Source organism: Pseudoalteromonas sp. Angola-4 (genome assembly GCF_028599265.1).
GTDB lineage: Bacteria > Pseudomonadota > Gammaproteobacteria > Enterobacterales > Alteromonadaceae > Pseudoalteromonas > Pseudoalteromonas atlantica.
In genome coordinates this window covers 71,321-96,076 of record NZ_JAQREK010000010.1, presented here as the reverse complement: position 1 = coordinate 96,076, position 24,756 = coordinate 71,321, and the positions used below count along the sequence as shown (strand labels likewise).

At 40.6% G+C, this 24,756-nt stretch carries 17 protein-coding genes; 12 read left to right on the top strand and 5 right to left on the bottom strand.

Features of this window, described 5'->3' with window-relative positions; all coding sequences use genetic code 11:
* From PSH48_RS12765 to PSH48_RS12755, 3 genes are all read left to right on the top strand, one after another.
* Positions 1-1,536 carry an efflux RND transporter periplasmic adaptor subunit gene (locus PSH48_RS12765; RefSeq protein ID WP_273611693.1) on the top strand — a complete coding sequence of 512 codons (1,536 nt, stop codon included), beginning with the start codon at positions 1-3 and terminating at the stop codon, positions 1,534-1,536.
* A complete protein-coding gene (locus tag PSH48_RS12760; protein WP_273611692.1) occupies positions 1,533-4,655 on the top strand; it encodes an efflux RND transporter permease subunit in 3,123 nt (1,040 codons plus the stop codon). The genes PSH48_RS12765 and PSH48_RS12760 overlap by 4 nt, the downstream gene beginning before the upstream one ends.
* Before the next feature lie 293 nt (positions 4,656-4,948).
* Positions 4,949-5,404, top strand: a complete 456-nt coding sequence (locus tag PSH48_RS12755; RefSeq protein ID WP_004587628.1) for a hypothetical protein — start codon at positions 4,949-4,951, stop codon at positions 5,402-5,404.
* 193 nt (positions 5,405-5,597) lie between these two features.
* Here PSH48_RS12755 and ppx read toward each other — a convergent pair whose 3' ends face one another.
* The 3 genes from ppx to PSH48_RS12740 all read right to left on the bottom strand — a co-directional run bounded on the left by ppx (position 5,598) and on the right by PSH48_RS12740 (position 9,851).
* Complete coding sequence (gene ppx / locus PSH48_RS12750; protein WP_138611625.1) at positions 5,598-7,085, bottom strand: exopolyphosphatase; 1,488 nt, start codon at positions 7,083-7,085, stop codon at positions 5,598-5,600.
* Entirely contained in the window at positions 7,078-9,165 is a 2,088-nt protein-coding gene (gene ppk1 / locus PSH48_RS12745) for a polyphosphate kinase 1 (RefSeq protein ID WP_004587626.1), read from the bottom strand. Before ppk1 ends, ppx begins: the two co-directional genes overlap by 8 nt.
* A gap of 179 nt (positions 9,166-9,344) precedes the next feature.
* On the bottom strand, positions 9,345-9,851 hold the full coding sequence (locus PSH48_RS12740) for a glycine cleavage system protein R (protein ID WP_024031441.1): 507 nt from the start codon (positions 9,849-9,851) through the stop codon (positions 9,345-9,347).
* A gap of 658 nt (positions 9,852-10,509) precedes the next feature.
* On the opposite strand from PSH48_RS12740, the gene PSH48_RS12735 reads away from it, so the two are divergent.
* The 7 genes from PSH48_RS12735 to PSH48_RS12705 all read left to right on the top strand — a co-directional run bounded on the left by PSH48_RS12735 (position 10,510) and on the right by PSH48_RS12705 (position 19,150).
* Positions 10,510-12,744 carry an ABC transporter permease subunit gene (locus PSH48_RS12735; RefSeq protein WP_029772783.1) on the top strand — a complete coding sequence of 745 codons (2,235 nt, stop codon included), beginning with the start codon at positions 10,510-10,512 and terminating at the stop codon, positions 12,742-12,744.
* Between the two features lie 15 nt (positions 12,745-12,759).
* Positions 12,760-14,409, top strand: coding sequence for a phosphate ABC transporter permease PstA (gene pstA / locus PSH48_RS12730; RefSeq protein ID WP_004587623.1), 1,650 nt, complete (start codon positions 12,760-12,762; stop codon positions 14,407-14,409).
* A 26-nt stretch (positions 14,410-14,435) separates the two neighbouring features.
* Complete coding sequence (gene pstB, locus PSH48_RS12725; protein ID WP_004587622.1) at positions 14,436-15,263, top strand: phosphate ABC transporter ATP-binding protein PstB; 828 nt, start codon at positions 14,436-14,438, stop codon at positions 15,261-15,263.
* 45 nt (positions 15,264-15,308) lie between these two features.
* Entirely contained in the window at positions 15,309-16,010 is a 702-nt protein-coding gene (gene phoU / locus PSH48_RS12720) for a phosphate signaling complex protein PhoU (protein ID WP_004587621.1), read from the top strand.
* A gap of 150 nt (positions 16,011-16,160) precedes the next feature.
* Complete coding sequence (locus tag PSH48_RS12715; protein WP_004587620.1) at positions 16,161-16,838, top strand: TIGR00153 family protein; 678 nt, start codon at positions 16,161-16,163, stop codon at positions 16,836-16,838.
* Positions 16,839-16,878: 40 nt separating this feature from the next.
* A complete protein-coding gene (locus tag PSH48_RS12710) occupies positions 16,879-18,147 on the top strand; it encodes an inorganic phosphate transporter (RefSeq protein ID WP_024031439.1) in 1,269 nt (422 codons plus the stop codon).
* Between the two features lie 82 nt (positions 18,148-18,229).
* Positions 18,230-19,150, top strand: coding sequence for a hydrogen peroxide-inducible genes activator (locus PSH48_RS12705; protein WP_054983262.1), 921 nt, complete (start codon positions 18,230-18,232; stop codon positions 19,148-19,150).
* Positions 19,151-19,269: 119 nt separating this feature from the next.
* Here PSH48_RS12705 and PSH48_RS12700 read toward each other — a convergent pair whose 3' ends face one another.
* Both PSH48_RS12700 and PSH48_RS12695 read right to left on the bottom strand, forming a co-directional pair.
* Positions 19,270-19,482 carry a hypothetical protein gene (locus tag PSH48_RS12700; RefSeq protein WP_024031438.1) on the bottom strand — a complete coding sequence of 71 codons (213 nt, stop codon included), beginning with the start codon at positions 19,480-19,482 and terminating at the stop codon, positions 19,270-19,272.
* Positions 19,483-19,669: 187 nt separating this feature from the next.
* A complete protein-coding gene (locus PSH48_RS12695; protein WP_054983263.1) occupies positions 19,670-22,201 on the bottom strand; it encodes an EAL domain-containing protein in 2,532 nt (843 codons plus the stop codon).
* A 201-nt stretch (positions 22,202-22,402) separates the two neighbouring features.
* Between PSH48_RS12695 and queA the strand changes: the two genes are divergently transcribed.
* Complete coding sequence (queA, locus tag PSH48_RS12690) at positions 22,403-23,434, top strand: tRNA preQ1(34) S-adenosylmethionine ribosyltransferase-isomerase QueA (protein ID WP_004587615.1); 1,032 nt, start codon at positions 22,403-22,405, stop codon at positions 23,432-23,434.
* A gap of 175 nt (positions 23,435-23,609) precedes the next feature.
* Positions 23,610-24,734, top strand: coding sequence for a tRNA guanosine(34) transglycosylase Tgt (tgt, locus tag PSH48_RS12685; protein WP_029772781.1), 1,125 nt, complete (start codon positions 23,610-23,612; stop codon positions 24,732-24,734).
* The last annotated feature ends 22 nt before the right edge of the window (positions 24,735-24,756 follow it).

The window sequence follows — 24,756 nt, the reverse complement described above, 5'->3', positions numbered from 1 at the left end:
ATGAAAACTAACTTAAAATACCTTGTAGCGCTGCTTATTGGTGCCACGTTAATGTTTATTGCTAATCGCTGGTTGATTGATGACACTGAGCACTTAGCCACAACCGCTGATAATAAAAAAACGAAGCCGCTGTATTGGGTTGCGCCAATGGACAGTAATTATAGGCGCGATGAACCAGGGCTATCACCAATGGGGATGGAGCTGGTGCCTGTATACGCAAACGCTGAAAACGACAGCCCAGGTACTATAAAAATATCCCCTGAAGTGGTTAACAACTTAGGCGTTAAAACCAGTAAAGTGCAAGTGAAAACTCTACAAAGTGATATTCAAACAATCGGTTATGTGCAATACAATCAAGATCAGTTAACCCATATTCATCCTCGCGTAGAAGGGTGGATAGAAACCCTATTTGTAAAAGCGCAAGGAGAGCCCGTTAGTGCCGGTGAGCCTCTTTACACACTTTACTCTCCTCAACTTGTGAACGCACAAGAAGAATTTTTACTCGCAGTAAATAGAAAAAACAGCGTATTGATCAGGGCTGCTAAGGCGCGTTTAGAGTCGCTAAATGTGTCTGATGGCTTTATTAAGCGCTTAGAAAAAAATAAAAAAGTGATGCAAAACATTACATTTTACGCGCGCCAAAGTGGAGTGCTTGATGAGCTTAATATACGTGAAGGTTTTTATGTTAAGCCCGGCACCTCAATGATGAGCATCGCTAAATTAGATCAAGTATGGGTAGAGGCAGAAATATTTGAGCGCCAAGCAGCTTTAGTGAGCAAAGGGCTCCCCGTTACAATGACCCTTGATTACATTCAAGGTAAGCAGTGGCAAGGCGTAGTAGATTACATTTACCCAGCGCTAAATGCTCAAAATCGCACTTTACGTGTAAGGCTGCGTTTTGAAAATACCGCAGGGCTACTTAAACCTAATATGTTTGCCCAAGTAAGTATTCACACACACAGTGACTCACCGCAATTAGTTATACCTAAGCAAGCGCTTATTCGTACAGGTGCACAAAACCGAGTAGTACTTGCTCTAGGCGATGGGCGTTTTAAATCGGTGGCGGTAAAAGTTTGGCAAATTAGCCAACATGAGGTGGCTATTCTATCGGGCATTACTAAAGAAGACCGTGTTGTGACTGCTGCGCAGTTTTTAATAGACTCTGAGTCGAGTAAAGACTCTGACTTTAAGCGTATGAGCGTACCAAGCACTCACGCCATGAGCGACATGCCTAACATGGAAATGGACAAGGTTGAAGCGGTTCAAACAGCCACAGTAATGGGAACCATAAATAATATAAACGCAGCGCAGCGAGTTATTAATATTAGTAGAGAGGCTATCGCTAAATGGAACAGAGGCCCTGCTACTATGGACTTTATACTTGCTAAAGAGCTTGATATTAGTGCGCTTTCACCTGATCAGCAGGTTCATTTTACATTTAGCATTATTGAGGGTGAATTTGTAATAAGCAAAATTGCTGAGCACCCTACTGACAAAGGTGCAGCTCATCATTCAATGCATGGGGAGTCATTATGATAGCTGCTGTTATTCGCTGGTCGGTTGTTAATCGTTTTCTCGTCTTGTTACTGAGTATTATTGTATTTGGCGCGGGTATTTACAGTGTAAAACAGACACCCGTTGATGCACTTCCGGATTTATCGGACGTACAGGTAATTGTTAAAACCAGCTACCCAGGCCAAGCGCCCCAAGTAGTGCAAGACCAAGTTACCTTCCCGCTCACCACGGCAATGCTGTCTGTGCCTGGCGCTAAAACGGTGCGTGGTTTTTCGTTTTTTGGCGACTCGTATGTGTATATTATTTTTGATGAAAATACCGATATTTATTGGGCCCGAAGCCGCGTACAAGAGTATTTAAGTCAGGTAGAAAGCCGCTTGCCTGCAAGTGCAAAGGCACAACTTGGGCCCGATGCCACAGGAGTGGGTTGGGTTTATTTATATGCGTTAGTCGATAAAACAAATCAGCTCAATATAAGCCAGCTTCGTAGTTTGCAAGATTGGTTTTTAAAATTTGAACTACAAAGTGTTGAAGGTGTATCTGAGGTCGCTGCTGTAGGTGGCATGATAAAGCAGTACCAAGTGGTTGTAGACCCCGTTAAGTTACGTGCTTATGGCCTTCCTCTTAGTTTGATACAAACTGCAATTAGCCAAGGTAATCAAGAAACTGGCGCCTCAGTAATCGAAATGGCTGAAGCCGAATACATGGTAACCAGCACAGGTTATATTAAAAGCGTCGCCGACTTAGAAGCCATTCCATTAGGAATTAACGCCCAAGGAAGTGCATTACAATTACGAGATGTAGCAAATGTACGCTTAGGCCCACAAATGCGACGAGGCATTGCAGAGCTAAATGGCGAAGGCGAGGTTGCGGGTGGCATTGTGGTGATGCGTTATGGCGAAAACGCCCAAGAAACGATTTCTCGGGTAAAAGCAAAACTTGAGTCTTTAAAACAAGGGTTACCCGAAGGGGTTGAAATAATTCCGGTTTACGACCGCTCCACGTTAATAAAAAGCGCGGTCGATAACCTAAGTAGTAAATTGTTTGAAGAGCTCATTATTGTAGCCTTAGTGTGCGTGGTATTTTTATTTCATGTGCGCTCATCGCTGGTGGCTATTATTACCTTGCCTATGGGTATATTAATGGCTTTTATTGTGATGTATTGGCAAGGCGTAAACGCTAATATTATGTCGTTAGGTGGGATTGCTATTGCTATTGGCGCTATGACAGATGGTGCTATCGTAATGATAGAAAACATGCATAAACACATGGAAAAAACGCCACTGACCAAGCAAAACCGCTGGCAAATAGTGACTAAATCGGCCACCGAGGTAGGCCCTGCATTATTTTTTAGCTTGCTCATTATTACTGTAAGTTTTATGCCTGTATTTATTTTAGAGGCGCAAGAAGGGCGCATGTTTGCCCCGCTTGCTTATACAAAAACGTACGCGATGGCAGCCTCTGCCGGTTTAGCTATTACGTTAGTACCGGTGCTAATGGGCTACTTTATTCGGGGTAAGGTCATTTCTGAGCATAAAAACCCTGTTAATAGAGCCCTGGTTGCAGGGTATAAACCGCTGTTAGCCACCGTACTTAAATTTCCAAAAAGTACGTTATTTATTGCATTTATAGTGACGGTTATAGGCTTTTATCCGGTAAACAAAATAGGCAGTGAGTTTATTCCTTTGCTAGATGAGGGCGACTTAATGTATATGCCAACAACTTACCCAGGGCTCTCTATTGGTGAAGCACGAAAAATTTTACAGCAAACAGATAAGCTCATAGCCTCTGTGCCTGAAGTAAAAACTGTATTTGGTAAAATAGGGCGCGCCGATACCGCTACCGACCCAGCACCACTGACAATGATTGAAACCTTTATTCAATTTAAGCCCAAATCACAGTGGCGAGAGGGCATGACGAAGCAAAAAATTAAAGCAGAGCTGGAAAGCTTAGTTGCATTACCGGGCCTTACAAATGCGTGGGTTATGCCAATAAAAACGCGAATTGATATGCTTGCCACCGGTATTAAAACGCCCGTAGGTATTAAAATTGCGGGCCCAAGCTTGTTAGAAATTCAAAACATTGGGCAGCAAATTGAGCAATTGTTAAAAGATGTGCCTGGCACAGCCTCAGTGTATTCAGAGCGTGTAGCCACAGGGCGTTATATTAAAGTGGATATAAACCGTGAAAAAGCAGCACGGTATAATCTAAATATAGCCGACATACAACAGGTTGTGGCCACTGCAATTGGCGGCTCAAACGTGACTGAAACAATTGAAGGGCAACAGCGTTACCCGGTAAATTTACGCTACCCGCAGAGCTTTCGTGCTTCGCCTGAAGATTTAAAATTATTACCTATTATTACACCATCAGGCCAACATGTTGCACTTGGCGATGTTGCTAATGTATTTATTGAAGATGGCCCTACCGGCATTAAAAGCGAAAACGCGCGTTTAAATGGGTGGAGCTTAATTGATATTAAAGGCAGTGATATTGGCAGCTATGTAGCACAAGCTCAGCAAGTACTTGGCGATAACCTACAATTACCCGCTGGTTATTCAATTACTTGGGCAGGGCAGTACGAATACATGCAACGCGCAAAAGCAAAGCTTACTTATGTGATCCCGCTTACACTCGCAATTATTGTAATACTGCTATACCTTAATTTTAAATGCCTAAGCGAAGTACTTATTATTATTGCCACCCTTCCTTTGGCTATGGTGGGCGGCATTTGGCTAATGTACTTTGAAGCGTTTAACTTTTCAGTGGCAGTGGGTGTAGGGTTTATTGCATTGGCCGGTGTTGCCGTAGAAATAGGTGTCATAATGCTTGTATATTTAAACCAAGCTTATACAGAGCAACGCCAGCAGTGCGAGCAAACTGGAACTGCATTTAACTTACAAGCGTTACAACACGCTATTATGCAAGGTGCAGGGCTAAGAGTGCGCCCCGTAATGATGACGGTAGCTACCATTATTGCTGGCTTATTACCCGTTTTATACGGCTCCGGCACCGGTAGCGAAGTGATGAGCAGAATAGCTGCGCCGATGGTAGGCGGGATGCTAAGCGCAATTATACTTACGTTATTGGTTATACCTGCGGTGTATTTACTGTGGAAAAAGCAGCATATTAGTCAATAGGTGTTGCTCTTTGTGAGTTAATACTTGCTGAATGTAGTGGCGGTTAAATCGCGGCGTACGGTTTGTACCCTCGTGAGCATGATAGCTGCTCCTATTTCAGCAGGCTCTAATAGCACACTGTGGGCAATACCTGTTTTATTGCCCTATAAAAATTACCCGTATTTTGTAACTTGTACCAAATAACCCGCCTAGCTCCTGTTTTTTTGTTTTTAATGCATTGTTTTTAATTGAGTTTATGTTGGCATGATTTACGCAAACTATACCTTATACAGTCAACTTAGTAAGGAATGCACATGCAAGTTAAAACAATTAAAGAAGTGTACGATTGGACCGTTTTATTTCACACACAAATGGCGGCAAATTTTTACAGCGTTAAGGAGTTACTCGATGAACGTAACGCGATGCTAGTGGACTATTATTTAGATTATGAAAAAAAGTTAGCTGAAGACTTAGTTGGCTTTAAAGCAATTACAGAGATCAACACTTTAGATACTTACAGCTACGAATACTTTGCAGACAACCCCGAGTTAATTACGTTTAACGATATTAGCAAAGACCAAGAATTTGATGAAAAGGTGATTCAAAACTACCTCTCTGAGCAGCACAAAAAAGTAATCGAACTTTACGAGTACTTATTAGAGCGCGCTGAGACAGAAAACGGTAAAGAAAAGCTCGAGCAAATTTTAGAGCTTGAAAAGCAAGGCGTTAAGCAAATGATGCAAAGCTCAAACCGACATATGGATATGTAAACCTGATAAAATAACTCGGCTTTTATCTTTATAGGTAAAGCTTCAAACGCCCTTGGGTTTACCCGAGGGCGCTTTATTATGTGTGCTTTACATGGGGCGTAAGTAAAGCAGCAAGCTCACTTTAAAAAGCGCGTGTCGCAATTACATTACTTTAGAACAAACAATGTCACGGGCTTTTAATAGCCTTATAAAATTAAACGCACTCAAACTGAATCCCTGCTTTTTTAAGATAGAGCTGCTCTTGCTCTAGGTCAGCTTGTAGCAATGTATGCTCTTGTAAATAGCTGTTACTAAACTTAATAAATAACCCTAAGTTGCTTGCGCTTATTTCCATATCCGGCTTTAAGCTCACTTGGCGCTTTTGATTAAATAAAATGGCCAAGCGTAAAATAACAATCAGTTTAAGCACGTGCTTTTGAGAAATAGTTAAAAACTCAGGCAGCTCAGTCAGTTTAATTTTTTTACGATAAAAGCGTATAAGTGAGCTTAAAATAAGTTGCTCTTGCTGCGTAAAACCGGGTAATTGACTATTCGCCACTATATAAGCGCTGTGTTTGTTAATCCCCGATGAGTTAATTGATAAACCAATTTCGTGTAATTTTGCTGCCCAAGTTAACAAAGCAATATCGTCGTTATTATCTAAATGCCATACATTTTTTAACTGTTTATAGAGCCAAATAGCCGTATCAGCAACACGCGCTGCATGCGCTTTATCAGCGGTGTAGCGCTCACTTAAATTATTAATGGTGTTTGAGCGAATATCTTTATCGGCCAGCTTTTGCTGCATTTCGTGCAGCAACCCTTCGCGCAACGAAAAATCGCTGTAGGTCAGCTCTTTAATGGCAAACTCTGTAAATATCGCAATTAAAATTGCTAAACCACCACATATGCTTTGTTGGCGCTCGGGTGTAAGCCCTGCAATAGCTAAGTTATCAATATGTTTAGCACTAATAAATTGCTGTTTTAACGCGAGTAAATCGTCGTAAGTGATGTTAGGTTGTTGCGGATTTGTGGCGCTTATCATCGCTAAAATTGACTTTATAGTGCCCGACGTGCCAATTACTGTTTGCCAATTTTCGCTTACATAATTAGAAAAAATGGCTTCAAGCTCTTGCTCGGCTCTTATTTGCGCTTTGTTAAAGCGTTTGGCCGTTATTTTTCCATCGCTAAAAAACTGCTTTGTAAAGCTAACGCAGCCCATATTACGGCTAGATAAAAGCTTATGCTTGAAATGTTTACCTATTATAAGCTCGGTACTGCCACCGCCAATATCGATCACTAAACGGTTTTCTTCATTATGAACATAATGCGCAACGCCCTGATAAATAAGGCGCGCTTCTTCTTGACCTGCAATTACATCAATATGAAAAGGAAACACAGCGCTAGCTTGGGCTAAAAAGGCGTTAATATTTTTAGCGCGCCTAAAAGTGTAAGTGGCAGCTACCTTTACATTACTTGCGGGGAACTCATGTAAGGTTTTTGCAAATTGCTTTAGTACCACAAGGGCGCGGTCTATTGCAGCTTGGCTTAAGCGAAATTTATCATCTAGCCCATCGGCTAAATAAACGCGTTGTTTTTCTTTGTGCAAAATTTGCAAAGTGCCGTTTACTTCTCGGGCAACCACTAAATGAAAGCTGTTGGAGCCTAAATCAACTGCGGCTATTGAAGGGTGATCATTCATTATAATAAGTGTGTTCCCATTTTTTTAGATAATCGTAAATTGCTATCTGAGAGCGAATTTTTTTACGGTTACCCCTTCTTACATAAGCGTTTTTTTGCTCGCTATCAATAATGCGTGCTTTGGTACGGTCTTTAAATTGTAGCTCTAATATATCAACTATAAGGCGTTTTAACTTAACATCCAAAATAGGAACACCTACTTCAACACGATGATCTAGGTTACGTGTCATCCAATCAGCAGAAGATATAAATACTTTTTCATCGCCATTGTTACCAAATACCATTACGCGAGGATGCTCTAAAAAGCGATCAACAATACTAATTACCTTAATATTATCGCTAAGTTTAGGCACGCCAGGGATGAGCGAGCACATGCCACGTACAATAATTCTAATTTTAACGCCGATTTGACCAGCTAGGTAAAGCCTGTCTACCAGCTCTTTATCGACGAGGTTATTTATTTTTACCGTTATTTTGCCTGGTTTGTTGTTTTTAACATGGTCAATTTCGTTATTGATTAAATTAAGCAGCGTTTCACGGGCATTAATTGGCGAAAGCATTAAGTAGTCAAATTTGAACGGTTTATAACTGCTTTCTATAAATCTAAATACGCTGTCGCTTTCTTCACAAATACCAGTGTGGCGAGTAAATAGGCTAAAGTCAGTGTAAATTTTGGCTGTTTTTTCATGGAAATTGCCTGTGCCAATATGAGCATATTTTACTATTTGGCCTTTTTCTTTACGGTGTACCACACATAATTTACTGTGCACTTTTAGTGCGGGTATACCAAAAATCACTTTAATACCTGCACTGCTTAGCACTTTTGCCCATTCAATATTATTTTGCTCGTCAAAACGTGCTTTTAACTCAACCATAACGGTCACTAATTTACCGTTTTGAGCGGCATTAATTAACGATGAAATCAGCCTAGATTTGCTCGCTACGCGATAAATATTAACCTTTATTTGCGTAACCTTAGGGTCGAAGGCCGCTTGGCGCACATATTCAAGCACATGATTAAAAGTATGATAGGGGTAATACAGTAAAATATCTTGCTCGCTAATAGCGTCAAATACACTGGCATGTTTATTAAACGCACTACTTTGCAATGCTGGGAGGGGTTTGTTTTCTAAATATTGGCGCCCTACATTAGGAAACGATATAAAGTCTCTAAAATTACGATAACGCCCCCCAGGAATTAACGCATCATGATGCGTGACACCGAGGCGCTTTTTCATCACTTTTAGCATGTTTTCAGGCATGGCTTGATCGTAAACCAATCTTACCGGCTCAGCATAAATACGTTGTTTTAACCCTTTGGACATTTTATCAAGTAAGCCAGCCTCTAGCTCGTCGTCTAGGTTGTACTCTGCATCGCGAGTTAATTTTATTGCATAACCGGCAATGCTTTTATAAGAAAAAAAGCTACTAAATACATCGTTCAAAAAGTAAGTGATGACATCATCAAGCATTACAATGGTTTTATGGCGGCGGGTTTTTTCTGGAGGCAGGTTTATAAAGCGATCAACCCTGTCGGTGGGTACCTCAAGCATTGCGTAATAACTTTTTTCATCACTCATTTCTACAAATAAGTAGGTCATGGTGTCGTTTATATAGGTAGAGAAGTCTTTGTTCTCGTTTAGCAAAATAGGAGAGGTATGTTGCAGAACGTGATCATGAAAGTAATTTTTTAACCAGTTTAAATGAAACTCACTGAGCTCATCAGGGCGACTAACATGAATGTTATGATGGTTTAAGTCTGTTAATACCTGCTGATGTATGTGGTTAAATTTTTTACCTAACTGCAGTACCTTTTTTTGTATCTCACTAAGCAGTATTTCGTCTTCTTCAAAATTAGCATCGGGGAGTTTATTTAATAAAATTCGGCGCTTTACATCAGCAACACGTACTCTAAAAAATTCATCTAAATTATTAGAGAAAATACCCAAAAAACGCATGCGCTCAATAATCGGATTATTTTTATCTTTAGCCTCTTGTAGTACACGCTCGTTGAATGACAGCCAGCTTAATTCTTTTGCAAAATATTCAGTTGTTTGAGGGGGCTCTATATGGGCATTCATATCTATTCCGTTATCAGGATATGTTTCAAATTTAATTTGGGGCTGTGCGTGCGCTTATGAGGTTTACAATGTAAAAAGCGATAAAAGTAGTAATAATCAGCCCTTTTTAACTTAAACATACGCCAGTTAGATGACATAAAAATGACTACCATGTCATTTTTATGTCAACGGCGTTTGGGCTATGCCTCTTCAATATCTACAATTAAATCACTGGTAATCGATTCAAGTGCATCAATAACTTCTTCTTTATTCATACCACTGGGTAAGGTAACAGTCGCTACGGCACTAAAAATAGGCACTCCCCAATTTGGCGCACTTTGTTGCCTTGAGTTTAAGTGAGTAATGCTAGCGCCTTTGTGGCGTATTACACTTGCCAGCTCCTGCACAATGCCCGGGCGGTCATTGCCAGTAATGACAAAATTTATTTGTTCTTTGCTACTTGGCTCTACTTCAGTGTTGCCAGTTTCAATCCGTACGTCGAGTTTAGGTAAGGCATTTAATGCGTTTTGCAATGCTTCAAAGTGCTCTTGCGCTACTTCTACCTGAATAATGCCGGCAAAGTGGCCTAGTAAGTGGCTTAAATTACTGCTCAGCCAGTTACCCTTATTTTGCAAGATAACCGATGAAATACTTTCTACTAATCCGGGCCGGTCTTGCCCTAAAATGGTGATCACCAACTGCTTCATAAATAGCTCTCTCTAAGCCTGAAAATGTAAATGCGTAGGCATTAAGTGTTTATAACGTTTCTATCATTGTAGTGGGTAATATAAACCCATAAAAAACTAATTATTTATTATTACTTATTTGTGTCTTTATCGTTGAGTTTTTTTAACTTTAGCGCTGCGGTCTGGTTTCGTTATACATAGATTTAGTATTGTCTGCGTTAAATTGTTTGTCCAATAAAAGCACAAATTAGTTCCTTCAAGAACATAAATACACTCTGAATTTATTAACAATTTTATAGCATTTTTGATAATAAGTGTCATTTATGAACCATAACATTTATTTTTTTAATGCTTTGAGCGCTATGTACTTTATTTAAGCATAAAAGTGTTAACAACTAATGCGCCATAAAAGCATAAATTTAGTCATCTCCAGCAGGGCAGTAAAACGCGTTATTAAATAGCTAAATAGGCACTAATTTAGTGCGTTTATATTAAATATTTCCCCTTTTTTGTATCGATTTATGTTGTGGCATATCAGTGAGTAACAATTTAGCAAGCGCTGTTAGTAGAAAAAAGGACTGATTTTAAAGCATTTAGGCGGGTATTTATTACATCTGTAACATTACTGTCATCTTGATGAAATATAATTCGCGCAACGACAGAATTAAAGGGTGTTTTGATGACTTCCAATCCGAATAAGCCGACTTTAAATACGGATCGAAGCCGTCTATTTAAAGACCGGTTTGCAAAGTGGGGTATTTCCGCAGGCGGAGTAATGGTATTAATAGCATTGTTATTAATATTCTTTTACCTTCTTTATGTAGTACAACCAATTTTTGAATCAGCAAAAGTAGAAAAACGTAACAGTTTTAACGTTGCTAATGCTGAACAAATTGTGGGCTTAGGTGTTGAGGAGCAAACTGAGGTTGCTTTTTTACTCTCTCAGCAAGGAAAGGTAGATTTTTATAGTGTGCAAGATGGCAGCTTTGGTAAAAAGCTTAAAACATTAAGCGCCGAGCTACCTAGTGATGCATCAAGCTTTGCAAACAGTGCGCCGTTTCAGGGGCATTATGCGTTTGGTTTAGAAAATGGCTCAGTGGTGCTGGTAGCACCTAAGTTTTTAGTTACTTTTCCTAACAACGAAAGAAAGCTAACGCCACGTTTAGATTATCCACTTGGCAAAATGGCATTAGAAGTTGACGAGCAAGGTGCTGCCATTAAGCGTTTTGCATTTAGTCATTACGAAGATAAAACAGCCGTGGTTGCTTTAACCGAAGACAAACGCGTTTTATTTAGCAGCTTTGTTGCTGAAGAAAACATGTTTACCGGTGAAGTAGAATGGGTAGTTGAGCGCACTGAGCTTAATATTGAAGGCCGTGTTGATGAGCTTTTAATTTCGCCAGACACCACCCGCACATTTGTACGTTCGGCAAATCAAATTTATGTTTACGATACACGCTACCCAAGCGAAGTAGAGCAAATTCAGCTGCTTTCGGCTAACGAAGAAAGTGCTAACTTAGTGTCTGCGCAGCTACTTGCTGGTGCTAACTCACTCATGCTTGCAAACGATAACGGTGAAGTATCGCAGTGGTTTGAAGTAAATACAGACAGCGGCCGTGAGTATCAAAAAATTCGGTCGTTTGAAACAACTAAACAAAGCAAGCTGAACATTTTTACCGAGTTTTATCGTCGAACTTTCTTCACCACGAGCAGCAATGGTGAGCTAGGTGTGTATTACACCACAAGTGAGGCAAAACTTTGGCAAGGTAAAGTAAGTGATGGCGAGATTAAAAACTTTGCTATAGCTCCGCGCTCAAATGCTGCCCTTATTTTAGCCGATAACCAACTAACCGTATTAGAAATTCATAATGAGCACCCAGAGGTTACCTGGTCTGCGCTTTGGCAAGAAGTGTGGTACGAAGGTTACCCTGAGCCTGGTTATATTTGGCAATCTACATCAGCAAGTGATGACTTTGAGTCTAAATTTTCTTTGGTTCCTATTTCGTTTGGTACGTTAAAAGCAGCGCTTTACGCCATGCTATTTGCAGTACCCATTGCGCTTTCTGCCGCTATTTACACCGCTTACTTTATGTCGAGCGAGCTGCGTAAAGTGGTAAAGCCAACGGTAGAAATTATGGAAGCCCTCCCGACTGTAATATTAGGCTTTTTAGCAGGCCTGTGGTTAGCGCCACTTATAGAAGAGCACCTACCTGCTATTGTTGGCTTACTGATTTTATTACCGTTAGGTGTGCTAGCAACAGCACTCGGTTGGACTAAGTTACCAGCGAGTATTCGCCATAAAATCCCTGAAGGGTCGCACTCTATTTTACTTATTCCGGTTGTTCTATTAATTGGTTGGTTCTCGTTCGCGATGAGCGAAACAGTAGAGCTTTGGATGTTTGACGGAAATGTACGTCAGTACCTAACCAACGAGCTGGGTATGACGTTTGACCAACGTAATTCATTAGTGGTGGGTATTGCGATGGGCTTTGCCGTTATTCCTACTATATTCTCGATTGCAGAAGATGCTGTATTTAGTGTTCCTAAACATTTATCAAATGGCTCACTAGCACTTGGTGCTACGCAGTGGCAAACACTAGTACGTGTTGTACTACTTACAGCAAGCCCAGGTATTTTCTCTGCCGTGATGATGGGACTTGGCCGTGCAGTAGGCGAAACCATGATTGTATTAATGGCAACAGGTAATACGCCAATTATGGATTGGAGTATTTTCCAAGGTATGCGTACGCTTGCAGCAAACATTGCAGTAGAAATGCCTGAATCAGAAGTAGGCAGCTCGCACTATAGAATATTATTCTTAGCAGCATTTGTACTATTCATATTCACCTTTATTTTCAACACAGTGGCTGAGTTTGTTCGTCAGCAACTGCGTGAAAAATACAGCTCAATGTAAGTGGAGAGACACGACATGGTAAAGCAGTGGTTTAAGTCTGGTTCTCCTTGGATTTGGATGACAGGTGGTGCGGTAAGCATCAGCTTAATTTCAGTTCTCGGTTTATTAGCAATGATAGCTTGGAAGGGATTAAGCTTTTTCTGGCCATCTGAGGTAGTTCAATTTGAGCTAGAAGGGTCTATTTCAAAACAAACCATAATTGGTGAAGTTTACGACCGAGAACTTGTGCCTACAGCGCGTTTAGCTGCAACAGGTATTGATGTATCAGATTTTAATAAAGACGAAGTTGAGCGTTTACTTATAAAAACAGGTAACCGCGAATATGTAGATTTAGATTTTCGTTGGATATTAGAAACCGATATTACTGAGCAAAGTACACCGGCTACGCTTGCTGTATTTGAGCGCAGTAAAAACGGTAACTTTTATGGCTACATAGAAGGTGTAATTAAAGATGGAAAGCCGGTTACTGGCGATAAAATCGAAACCTTACATGAGTTAGTAGAGCGTGCGGTTGATTTAAACGACGAAGCGCTTGATTTACAAAATGGCGACATTGGTCATATCAACTACGAATTAGAACGTCTTCGCTTACAAGAAAAAGCGTACCTACTTGATGATGAACTAACCGATGAGCGTGTTGCTGAGCTTGCTCAAGCACGTGCCGAGTTACGTAACGAATATGCAGTACTTGAAAAAGAGTTATTTGCACTGCGTAAAAAAGCCAAGCGTGACCAAGTTTTAGTTAAGGACATGCGTGGTGAAGTAGTCACCATTCCACTGTATCAAGTGCTTGATGTTTGGTTGCCTAACGACATGGGCTTTTTCTCAAAATTAGGTCATTACTTTGTACAACTGGGTAAGTTTGTATCAGACGACCCACGTGAAGCAAACACCGAGGGCGGCGTATTCCCTGCTATATTTGGTACAGTATTTATGGTTATGCTGATGGCCGTTATTGTGACCCCATTTGGTGTTGTAGCTGCAATTTACTTACATGAATACGCAGCTAAAAATGCAGTAACTAAGATGATTCGTATTGCGGTAATTAACCTTGCCGGTGTACCGTCTATTGTTTACGGTGTATTTGGCTTAGGCTTTTTTGTTTACATGTTAGGTGGTAGCCTTGACCAACTGTTTTACCCAGAAGCTGCGCCAACGCCAGTATTTGGTACGCCGGGTGTTATGTGGTCTGCGCTTACATTAGCTATTCTTACATTACCGGTTGTTATTGTATCAACCGAGGAAGGTTTATCGCGTATTCCAAGTACAGTGCGTGATGGTTCATTAGCGCTTGGTGCAACCAAAGTTGAAACCTTGTGGCGTATTATTATTCCTATGGCAAGCCCAGCAATTATGACAGGTTTAATACTTGCTGTTGCTCGAGCGGCCGGTGAAGTTGCGCCGTTAATGCTCGTAGGTGTGGTAAAAATGGCTCCTACGTTACCACTTGATGGCAACTTCCCTTATTTTCACTTAGATAGAAAGTTCATGCACTTAGGCTTTCATATTTATGATGTGGGCTTTCAAAGCCCGAATGTTGAAGCGGCACGCCCGCTGGTATACGCAACGGCCTTCTTATTAGTGTCGGTGATTATTACCCTCAACATAACAGCGATAGGCATACGTAACCATTTACGTGAAAAATTCAGATCGCTTGAACACTAATTAGTAAAGAATTATAGGTAACAAACATGATTACAGTCGCTCCACAAGTAAACCAAGCTAACAAAAGCTTGAAGTTAGACTTAGAAAACTTAACTGATGACCAAAAAGCGTTAGAGATTAAGGACCTTGATCTTTACTATGGTGAAAAGCAAGCGCTTAGCAAAGTAAATATGAATATTCCGAAAGGCCAAGTTACGGCGTTTATCGGTCCGTCGGGGTGTGGTAAATCAACGCTATTGCGTTGTATTAACCGCATGAACGATTTAGTTGATGTGTGTCGTATTGAAGGTGAAATATTACTTCACGGCCAAAACATTTACGATAAAAGTGTAGATGTAGCCGCGCTTCGTCGTAACGTGGGTATGGTGTTTCAGCGTCCTAACCCATTTCCTAAATCAATTTATGAAAATGTGGTTTATGGCCTACGCTTACAAGGTATTAAAGAAAAGCGTAAGCTAGATGAAGTGGTAGAACAATCACTTCGCGGTGCGGCTTTATGGGATGAAGTAAAAGACAGATTACACGATAGTGCATTTGGCCTATCAGGTGGTCAGCAACAGCGTTTAGTTATTGCCCGTTCAATTGCGATTGAACCTGAAGTACTATTACTTGATGAACCAACATCGGCACTTGATCCAATTTCTACTTTGGTTATTGAAGAGCTAATTAACGATTTAAAGAACAAATTTACCGTTGTTATTGTGACACATAACATGCAACAAGCAGCGCGTGTATCTGATCAAACGGCCTTTATGTACATGGGCGAGTTGATTGAATACTCAGACACAAATACCTTATTTACAACGCCAAGCAAAAAGAAAACGGAAGACTACATTACAGGCCGTTACGGCTAGTCGTATACGTTTTAGTGTTGTAAACGAATTTAAGAGAAGGTAATTATGGAACATAATATAAATAAGCATATTTCTGGGCGCTTTAACCAAGAGCTAGAAAATGTTCGTAACCATGTACTTAACATGGGTGGCCTAGTTGAGCAGCAGCTAAGCAGTGCATTAGATGCAGTAAGTCGCAATGATGCTGAACTGGCACAAAAAGTACGCCAGAACGATTACAAAGTAAATGCAATGGAAGTTAGCATTGATGATGAATGTACGCGCATCATTGCGCGTCGTCAGCCTGCTGCGAGCGATTTACGCTTAGTAATTGCTATTGCAAAAACGATTGCCGATTTAGAACGCATTGGCGATGAAGCAGAGCGCATTGCTAAAGTGGCACTTGATTCATTTACTAAAGATCAGCAAGATTTATTAGTGAATATTGAAAACATGGGTCGCCAAGTTTTAAAAATGCTACATGATGTACTTGATGCGTTTGCGCGCATGGATGTACAACGCGCCTTTGAAGTACATAAAGAAGATGCAAAAGTTGACCGTGAATATGAAGCAATCACGCGTCAAATTATGACTTACATGATGGAAGATCCACGCTCAATTCCTAAAATTATGGATTTAGTATGGTCTGTACGTTCATTAGAGCGTATTGGCGACCGTTGCCAAAATATTGCGGAATACATTATTTATTTTGTAAACGGCAAAGATATTCGTCATACATCTCAAGAAGATATAGAAAAATCGTTGTAGGTTTTTATCTATCATTCTTTTTTATTAAAGCGGCTTAGTGCCGCTTTATGCATTGTTAGCCATGATGAAATAATAAAAAGCGTTCACAATCGCGGCTAATACTGTAAAATTCATGCTGCAAAGCATATCAATTTGATTAAAGGGTCAGTTATGCCTACAAACGCGTTTTTAGGAGTATTTGCAAAATCTCCTATCAAACCAATGGAAGAACACATCAAGAAGGTTCATCAAGCAAGTAAAGCCTTGATACCTTTTTTTAATCACGTATTTAAAGAAGAGTGGCAGCAAGCAGAAGAGCTTCGCTTAACTATTCGTAATTTAGAGCGTGAAGCTGATGATATGAAAAGAGATATACGCTTACAATTACCGCGTGGTTTATTCATGCCGGTAGAGCGTACAGATCTGCTCGAACTCGTAACTCAACAAGATAAAATAGCAAATAAGGCTAAAGACATTGCAGGGCGCGTAATTGGCCGTGAAATGACAATTCCTAGTGCTATGCAAGCAGACTTTTTAGCTTATCTAACACGTTGTGTTGATGCGACTAAACAAGCATCAAAAGCAATTAATGAGTTAGAAGAATTGTTAGAAACGGGCTTTAAAGGTCGCGAGGTGACTTTAGTAGAAAAAATGCTCGTAGAATTGGATGCCATAGAACAAGACACGGATGAAATGCAAATTAAAGTACGCCGCCAACTACGCGATGTAGAAAGCGAGCTAAACCCAATTGATGTTATGTTTTTATACAAAATAATTGAATGGGTTGGCGAACTTGCAGATATTGCAGAGCGCGTAGGATCACGTCTTGAGCTGATGCTAGCTCGTTAATTTATAAAAATCAGTTCAAACGAAAGATTAAGGTTACACAATGGATATCATTGCATCTTACGGCACGGTATTAGTTTTAATTGCCGCAGCAGTCGGCTTTTTTATGGCTTATGGTATTGGCGCGAACGACGTTGCTAATGCGATGGGTACTTCGGTAGGTTCAAAAGCGTTAACAATTAAACAAGCAATTATTATTGCTATGATTTTTGAATTTGCTGGTGCTTACTTAGCAGGTGGTGAGGTTACATCAACAATCCGTAAAGGTATTATTGATGCTGCGCCTTTTGCTGCTCTCCCTGATTTAATGGTTTTAGGTATGATCTCTGCACTTTTTGCAGCAGGTACTTGGCTATTAATTGCCTCATTTTTAGGTTGGCCTGTTTCAACAACTCACTCAATTATTGGTGCAATCATTGGTTTTGCATTAGTTGCAGTGGGTACAGAGGCTATTCAATGGAATAAAGTAGGTGGTATTGTAGGTAGCTGGATTATTACACCTGCTATTTCGGGCTTTATTGCTTACTTAATCTTTATGAGTGCGCAAAAGCTGATTTTTGATACTGATGCACCGCTTAAAAACGCAAAACGCTTTGTACCTTTGTACATGGGTTTAGCGGGTTTTATTATGGCGCTAGTAACAATTAAAAAAGGCTTAAAGCATATAGGTATTAACCTAGGCGCTACTGAAGGTTATTTAATTGCGATCGCGATTGCTGTAATTGTAGCTATTATTGGTAAAATTGCGATTTCACGTTTAAATATCGACCCTAAAGCCGATAAACAAATGCAATTTAATAACGTAGAAAAAGTATTTGCGGTATTAATGGTATTAACAGCGTGTTGTATGGCGTTTGCGCATGGCTCAAACGATGTAGCGAATGCAATTGGTCCACTTGCTGCGGTTGTGAACATTGTTGAAAGCAACGGTGAAATCGCTAAAAAAGCGGCTATAGCTTGGTGGATTTTACCACTAGGTGGTTTTGGTATTGTTGCCGGTCTTGCTATTTTAGGTAAAAAGGTAATTAAAACGATAGGTGAAGGTATTACTCACTTAACGCCTAGCCGTGGCTTTGCTGCCGAATTAGCTGCTGCGTCTACCGTTGTTATTGCATCAGGTACAGGTATGCCAATTTCTACTACACAAACCTTAGTTGGTGCGGTATTAGGTGTAGGTATGGCACGTGGTATTGCTGCACTTAACATGGGTGTTATCAGAAACATTGTAGTTTCTTGGGTAATTACATTGCCAGTTGGCGCTGCCCTTGCTATTGTTATTTTCTACGTACTAAGAACCGCGTTTGGGGTTTAACAAAAAAGTACTCATAGACTTTTAGCTTGAAAAGATCTCAACGCCCTAGGTGTTGGGGTCTTTTTATTTGTGGAAAGAAAAAATGACCAACCTACCAAGTATTAAACAGCTACAGTATTTATTAGCTGTACATCAGCACCAGCATTTTGGCCGTGCAGCAAGTGCGTGCTTTATTGGGCAATCTACTTTAAGCAGTGCAATTCAAAACCTTGAAGAAACACTCGGTTGTCAGCTAATTGAGCGAGAAAATCGCAGCCTTATGTTTACCAGTATTGGTGAAGAGGTCGTTGAGCGCTCTCGTAAAATTATTAATGATACAATTAGTTTAAAAGAGCTAACCAAAAGCTTTTTAACGCCACTCAATGGTAAGTTAGTGGTAGGGGTTATACCCACTATCGCCAGCTTTATAGCGGCGCCTTTGTATCACTTTTGTAAGCAAACCTTTTGTGATTTAGAGTTGGTACTTGTTGAAGATACCAGCGACAAGTTATTAGATAAGCTTGAACACGGCCATATTGATTTAGCCTTATTAGCCTTACCGTACCAAACGGAGAAGTTTCATACTCAAGTATTGGCTAAAGATCACTTTAGTTTAGTGCACCATAAAGATTACAGCCCTGCTAAAGGCGTTGAAGACTTTAACTTGTTACCCGATGCTAGTGTGTTTTTATTAGAGCGAGAGCATTGTATGACAGGGCATGCATTGAGTGCGTGTCATCTAAATCGCTCAAGCTGTATTAACCCTTTTGAAGCTGCAAGCTTACATACCTTATTAAGCATGGTAGAGCATCAGTTAGGGGTTACATTTTTACCGCAAATGGCGATTAATGCGGGTATTCTTAAAGATAAAAACATGATAGCAACCCCATCGCAAGGCGATGCCTACAGAGATATAGGCATACTGTGGCGTAAAACCACAGGAAGAATTCGCGACTTTAAGTTATTCAGCCAACAGCTAGAAGTGTTTTTGGCTCGCCAATGTAGCTTAGACTTTGAGAGTTAAGCCTATTTACCTTTAAGGTTAAAGTGCAGCAGTAATATGTTGTTTTAGGGAAACAGGGGCTGTGCATTGTGGTTATTGGTCACTATTAAGCATTCGCGTAGCATAAACAAAACAGCAGCCTACAAGGGCTGCTGTTTGCTATGTGTTTGGCTTTCAAAGGGTTCGAGTTCGGGTAGAAAAAGCAAGTAAATCCAAACCACTACATTAAAATACGGGAGTAGGCCTAAAGTAGCGAATACGCCTACTGGGTAGCCCTTTAGCTGCGCGTACCGATAGCACTGATACGCAATTACACAATGTATTACGAGAAGTAAAATAATCAACTGCGCCATACCTTCCTCCTTAAACCTGACAAGCTTTAACCTCTATGTAATTGCTAGTCATGTATGCTTATAGGTAATGTCATGTTTTTATTGTTAAATCATCAAAATAACAAGACATTTACTAAGTGGTACGTAAAGTATAGGCAATAAGTGCAATAATGATAGTAATAAAATGCTTAAAACTGTTTAAAAATGTTTAGCTGGCGCTAGTGTGTTGTTGGATAAAAGGTTTCTTCTGGTAAATAATTTTAAGCGTCGATTGTACTTTTTCTACAGGCACAGGACGGGCAATAAAATAGCCTTGTCCGTAGTCAACACCAATCTCTTTTAGTGCAAAAAATATCTCTTCGCTTTCTACGTATTCTGCCACAGAGCGCTTATCAAGGGAGCGGCTTATATCGTTAATGGCCTTAACCAGTGCTAAGTCAATGGGGTCGTTAATCATGTCGCGTACAAACGAGCCATCTATTTTTACATGCTGTGCAGGTAACTGTTTTAAATAGTTAAAAGTACTAAAGCCTGTACCAAAGTCATCAATAGAAAAATGACAGCCTAAACTGTTTAGCTTTTCTATCATTTTACGGGTGGCTTTTAAATTGTTAACTGAGGCTGACTCGGTAATTTCAAAAATAATACGCGAAGGCGGTACGTGGTATTTTTCTAGGCTCGATTCTATATGTGGCACTAAGCGCTCATCTAAAAACGATTGAGCAGAAAGGTTAATAGCCACTTGGTTTAAATCTGGGTGCTCAGCCACGCTAGCAATGGCATTGCGAATAACACATTGGTCCATTAAAAAGGTGTCGTTTAGCAGCTCAAGAGAGGGAATAAATTGATTAGGGAAAATAAGTTTATCGTCTACTTTTAAACGCAGTAACGCTTCAAAATAAGCCACTTTATTGGCTTTAAAGTCCCATATTGGCTGATAGTGCAGCTCTACGTTATCTTGCTGAAGTGCTTGTCTAATTTCATGCCCCCACTCAAGCCCGGTTTGCAAGGTGTTATTTTGCGCATCTTCTTTTGAGTAGCAGTGGACTAGGTTACGGCCTAAACTTTTAGCAATATATAAGGCTATATCGGCTTGCTTGAGGCACTCACTCGGGTCGCAATTTTTAGCCGTTATTTGCGTTAAGCCAATAGAGCAGCTAATTGAATACACTTGGTCTTCTGATTTAAACTCGTGCTGTTCAATCGCGCTACAAATACTCTCTGCAATTAGGTGAGCGTCAAGCAGCTGCGTATTTTTTAAAATAACAGCAAATTCGTCACCGCCTATTCTACACACTAAATGTTTAGCGCTAATGTTTGCTTCAAATAATTGAGCTACATCTTTTAGTACAATGTCGCCTTGTTGGTGGCCTTTGCTGTCGTTAATTATTTTAAAATGATCTAAATCGATGTAAATAAGTGCGTGCTCTACATCACCATAGGTGTGCTTGGTTTGGCATATTTTATTGAGTTGTTGATCAAAATAATAACGATTATGTAAACCTGTTAGCGTATCGTGCAGGGCTAAGTGGCGCAGCTTTAATTCAGCTTGTTTACGCTCGTGTATGTTGTCGATTGTGGCAGTAATGGTGGCATTATTACGGCTGTTTTTTATTAGCTGTAAGCGGCATTCCACCCAAATCTGATTGCCATTTTTATGATTAAGTTGAATCTCGACTTGCTGCTGGTGCATGCCGCCATTAAGAATATCGTTAATGGTCGTATTTAGTTTTACTTGGCACTCATCAGAGCAATAATCGATTAATGATTTTTGCAAAGACGATTTAACCCCAAAGCCACTTAGTGTTTCCCAAGCAGGATTGATAAAGCGAATTTTACCTTGTTGGTCGAGCTCTAAAACCACCGTATTTAAATGCAGCAAAATGCGTTGGTGCGCTGAAAAAAGCTCTTTGTAGCGTACTTCGCTAATACTTAACTGTTCAACCTTTTGGGCAAACTCAGCATAACTAACCATAAAGTCTTCACGGCGCGCAGCATGGTCACATACTTTATTTAAAAACGACGGGTCATATGGCGCTCTTATAAAGTCGGTAACGCCGGATAGCAGCAGCTGCTCTGCATAGTCGGCATCGTTATTATCAATAATAGTTACAATGGCTTGTTTAGGGTTATGTTGCAGTATTTCTTCAACTAAAACACTTGAAGTATCTGCGCGCGACGCGGTTGCATCAAGCAGTACAATGGCAAATTGTTGTTGGTTGTAAGCGTTTAAAGCACTTTGGCTTGAGGTGACATGGGTAATGGCAAAATTGAGCTTAAGTTGCTCCGCTATTTCATCGGCTTTTTGCGCTATTGGCTCAAGCAAGAGTAAATTAAGGCGGCTGCTTTTTTCTAAATGCGTAGACAGAACATTGGCCAGCACCTGCGGCAGCATATCTTGGTGCTCAAAAGGCAGTACGGCATCTATGCCATAACTACGAGCGGTGGTTTCTGCTATACGCTCACAATAAATAGGGGGAATAAGTAAAATAGGGGTGTTTTTAGGTGTTTTAAGTAAGCCTGAGCGGATCATGCGAGAAAAACGCCAACCATCTATTTTCCCCACGCTTAAGCCTGTAATAATCATGTTTACTGGCTGCTTTTTTAACAGAGTGAGTGCATCTAGGCTATCTGCGGCTTCAATAAATTCAAATACGTTTAAGTACTCTAAAGTGGCGCGTATAGTGCGGCGTTCTTCGCTACTTGCGTTTAGAATGAGCAACTTCAGCTTATCTGCCACTTTTTTATAACCCCAAAACTAAACCATCATTATTAAGGACAGTAAGAATAATGATATTTACCAATAAGAACAAGATTATTTAAAGTAGTTACTCAAATGTATCTAAAATAGGGCGAATCCTCTCAACTGTGGTAGATATCTTGAGCTTAGCCGAGGATAGATATACACTTGGCGCGATTTTAATGATGTGGAATACCGACTATGCGCGTGGCTGACTTTAGCTTTGACTTACCTGATGAATTAATTGCTCGTTTTCCTAAACAAGACAGAACCAGCAGCCGTTTACTAACCCTAGATGGCCCAACTGGCAATGTTGAACACAAAGTGTTTAGCGACCTACTTGATTTAGTAAACGAAGGTGACTTATTAGTATTTAATAATACCCGCGTTATTCCTGCTCGTATGTTTGGCCAAAAAGCCTCTGGAGGTAAGGTCGAAGTACTTGTAGAGCGTGTAGTTGATGAACACCGCGTACTTGCCCATGTAAGAGCAAGTAAGTCGTTAAAGCCTGGTAACGAAGTTATTTTAGAAGGCAAAGCAAAAGCGACAATGATTGCGCGTCACGATACGTTATTTGAGCTTGAATTTGATCGTAGCCAAAATGTACTCGATATTCTAAACGACATTGGTCACATGCCTTTACCTCCTTACATTGACCGCCCAGACACCGAAGCTGACCGCGAGCGTTATCAAACCGTTTATGGCGAAAAGCCCGGTGCAGTAGCAGCGCCTACAGCAGGGCTGCATTTTGACGATAAGTTAATGGCGGCACTAAAACAAAAAGGCGTAAACATGGCGTTTGTTACGCTACATGTTGGCGCAGGTACGTTTCAGCCGGTGCGTGTAGAAAGCGTAGATGAGCATGTAATGCACTCTGAATACATTGAAGTACCTGATGAGGTGGTTCACGCTGTTGCTAATACAAAAGCTAACGGTGGGCGTGTTATAGCTGTGGGAACTACTTCTGTACGCTCGTTGGAGTCGGCAGCAAAAGTACACGGCGGTAAATTAGAGAGCTATTTTGGCGATACCGATATTTTTATTTTTCCGGGTTATCAGTTTAATGTAGTTGATGCCATGGTGACTAACTTTCACTTGCCTGAATCAACCCTCATAATGCTAGTAAGTGCCTTTAGCGGCCAAGATAACATTATGGGCGCGTACAACACGGCTATAGAACAAAAGTACCGCTTTTTTAGCTACGGCGATGCGATGTTTTTAACACGTAAATAAGCACGTTTTTATCCGGTACCGTTTTTAAAAGCCCAGCTCGCACGCTGGGTTTTTATTTGCCTGCGCTAATACGCAGTGAATTTAGCGCAGCTAATAGTAATAACGGGGCAAAAAGGGTAGAATCGAGCGGTTAAATTATAGCTTGTTGGACTGTTTTTCCGACATTGAGGATGATATGAAATTTGAATTAGACCGCACCGACGGAAAAGCGCGCCGCGGCCGCTTGATTTTTGACCGTGGTGTAATAGAAACGCCTGCATTTATGCCAGTAGGTACTTACGGTACTGTTAAGGGCATGACCCCAGATGAAGTTAAAGCCACAGGGGCGCAAATTTGTTTGGGTAACACCTTTCATTTAATGCTACGCCCAGGTACTGAAATCATTAAACAACACGGTGATTTACACGACTTTATGAATTGGGACTTTCCAATTTTAACCGACTCAGGTGGTTTCCAAGTATTTAGCCTTGGTGCTATGCGTAAAATTACCGAAGAAGGCGTGTTGTTCCAATCGCCGGTAAATGGTGACCAAATTATGATGTCACCTGAAAAATCAATGGAAGTACAGCGTGATTTAGGCTCAGACATCGTAATGATTTTTGACGAATGTACGCCATACCCTGCCACCGAAAAAGAAGCAAAAGACTCAATGGAGCTATCGCTTCGTTGGGCTAAGCGCTCTAAAGAAGGCCACGGCGATAACCCATCAGCCTTATTTGGTATTATTCAAGGTGGTATGTACCCAGAGTTACGTGCACAATCACAAAAAGGCCTAGAAGAAATTGGCTTTGATGGTTACGCATTAGGCGGCCTATCGGTTGGTGAGCCTAAAAACGAAATGATGAATATTCTTGATCATTGTGCGTACAAAATGCCAGAAGACAAACCGCGCTACTTGATGGGTGTAGGTAAACCTGAAGACTTAGTTGAGTCTGTACGCCGTGGTATTGATATGTTTGACTGTGTAATGCCTACCCGTAATGCACGTAATGGTCATTTATTTATTAGCACAGGTACAATTAAAATTCGTAACGCAGTACATAAAACAGACACTGGCCCACTTGATCCTGAGTGTGATTGTCATACCTGTAAAAATTATTCGCGTGCTTATTTGCATCACCTTGATAAATGTAACGAAATTTTAGGCGCACGACTAAACACAATCCATAACTTGCGTTACTATCAGCGTGTTATGGAAGGCCTACGCAATGCAATTAGCGAAGGTAAACTAGAAGAATTTGTTAGTGATTTTTATGCTCGCCGTGGCCAAGACGTGCCAGAGCTTGCAGATATAAATTAAAATTTAAAAATATAGAGGAAGT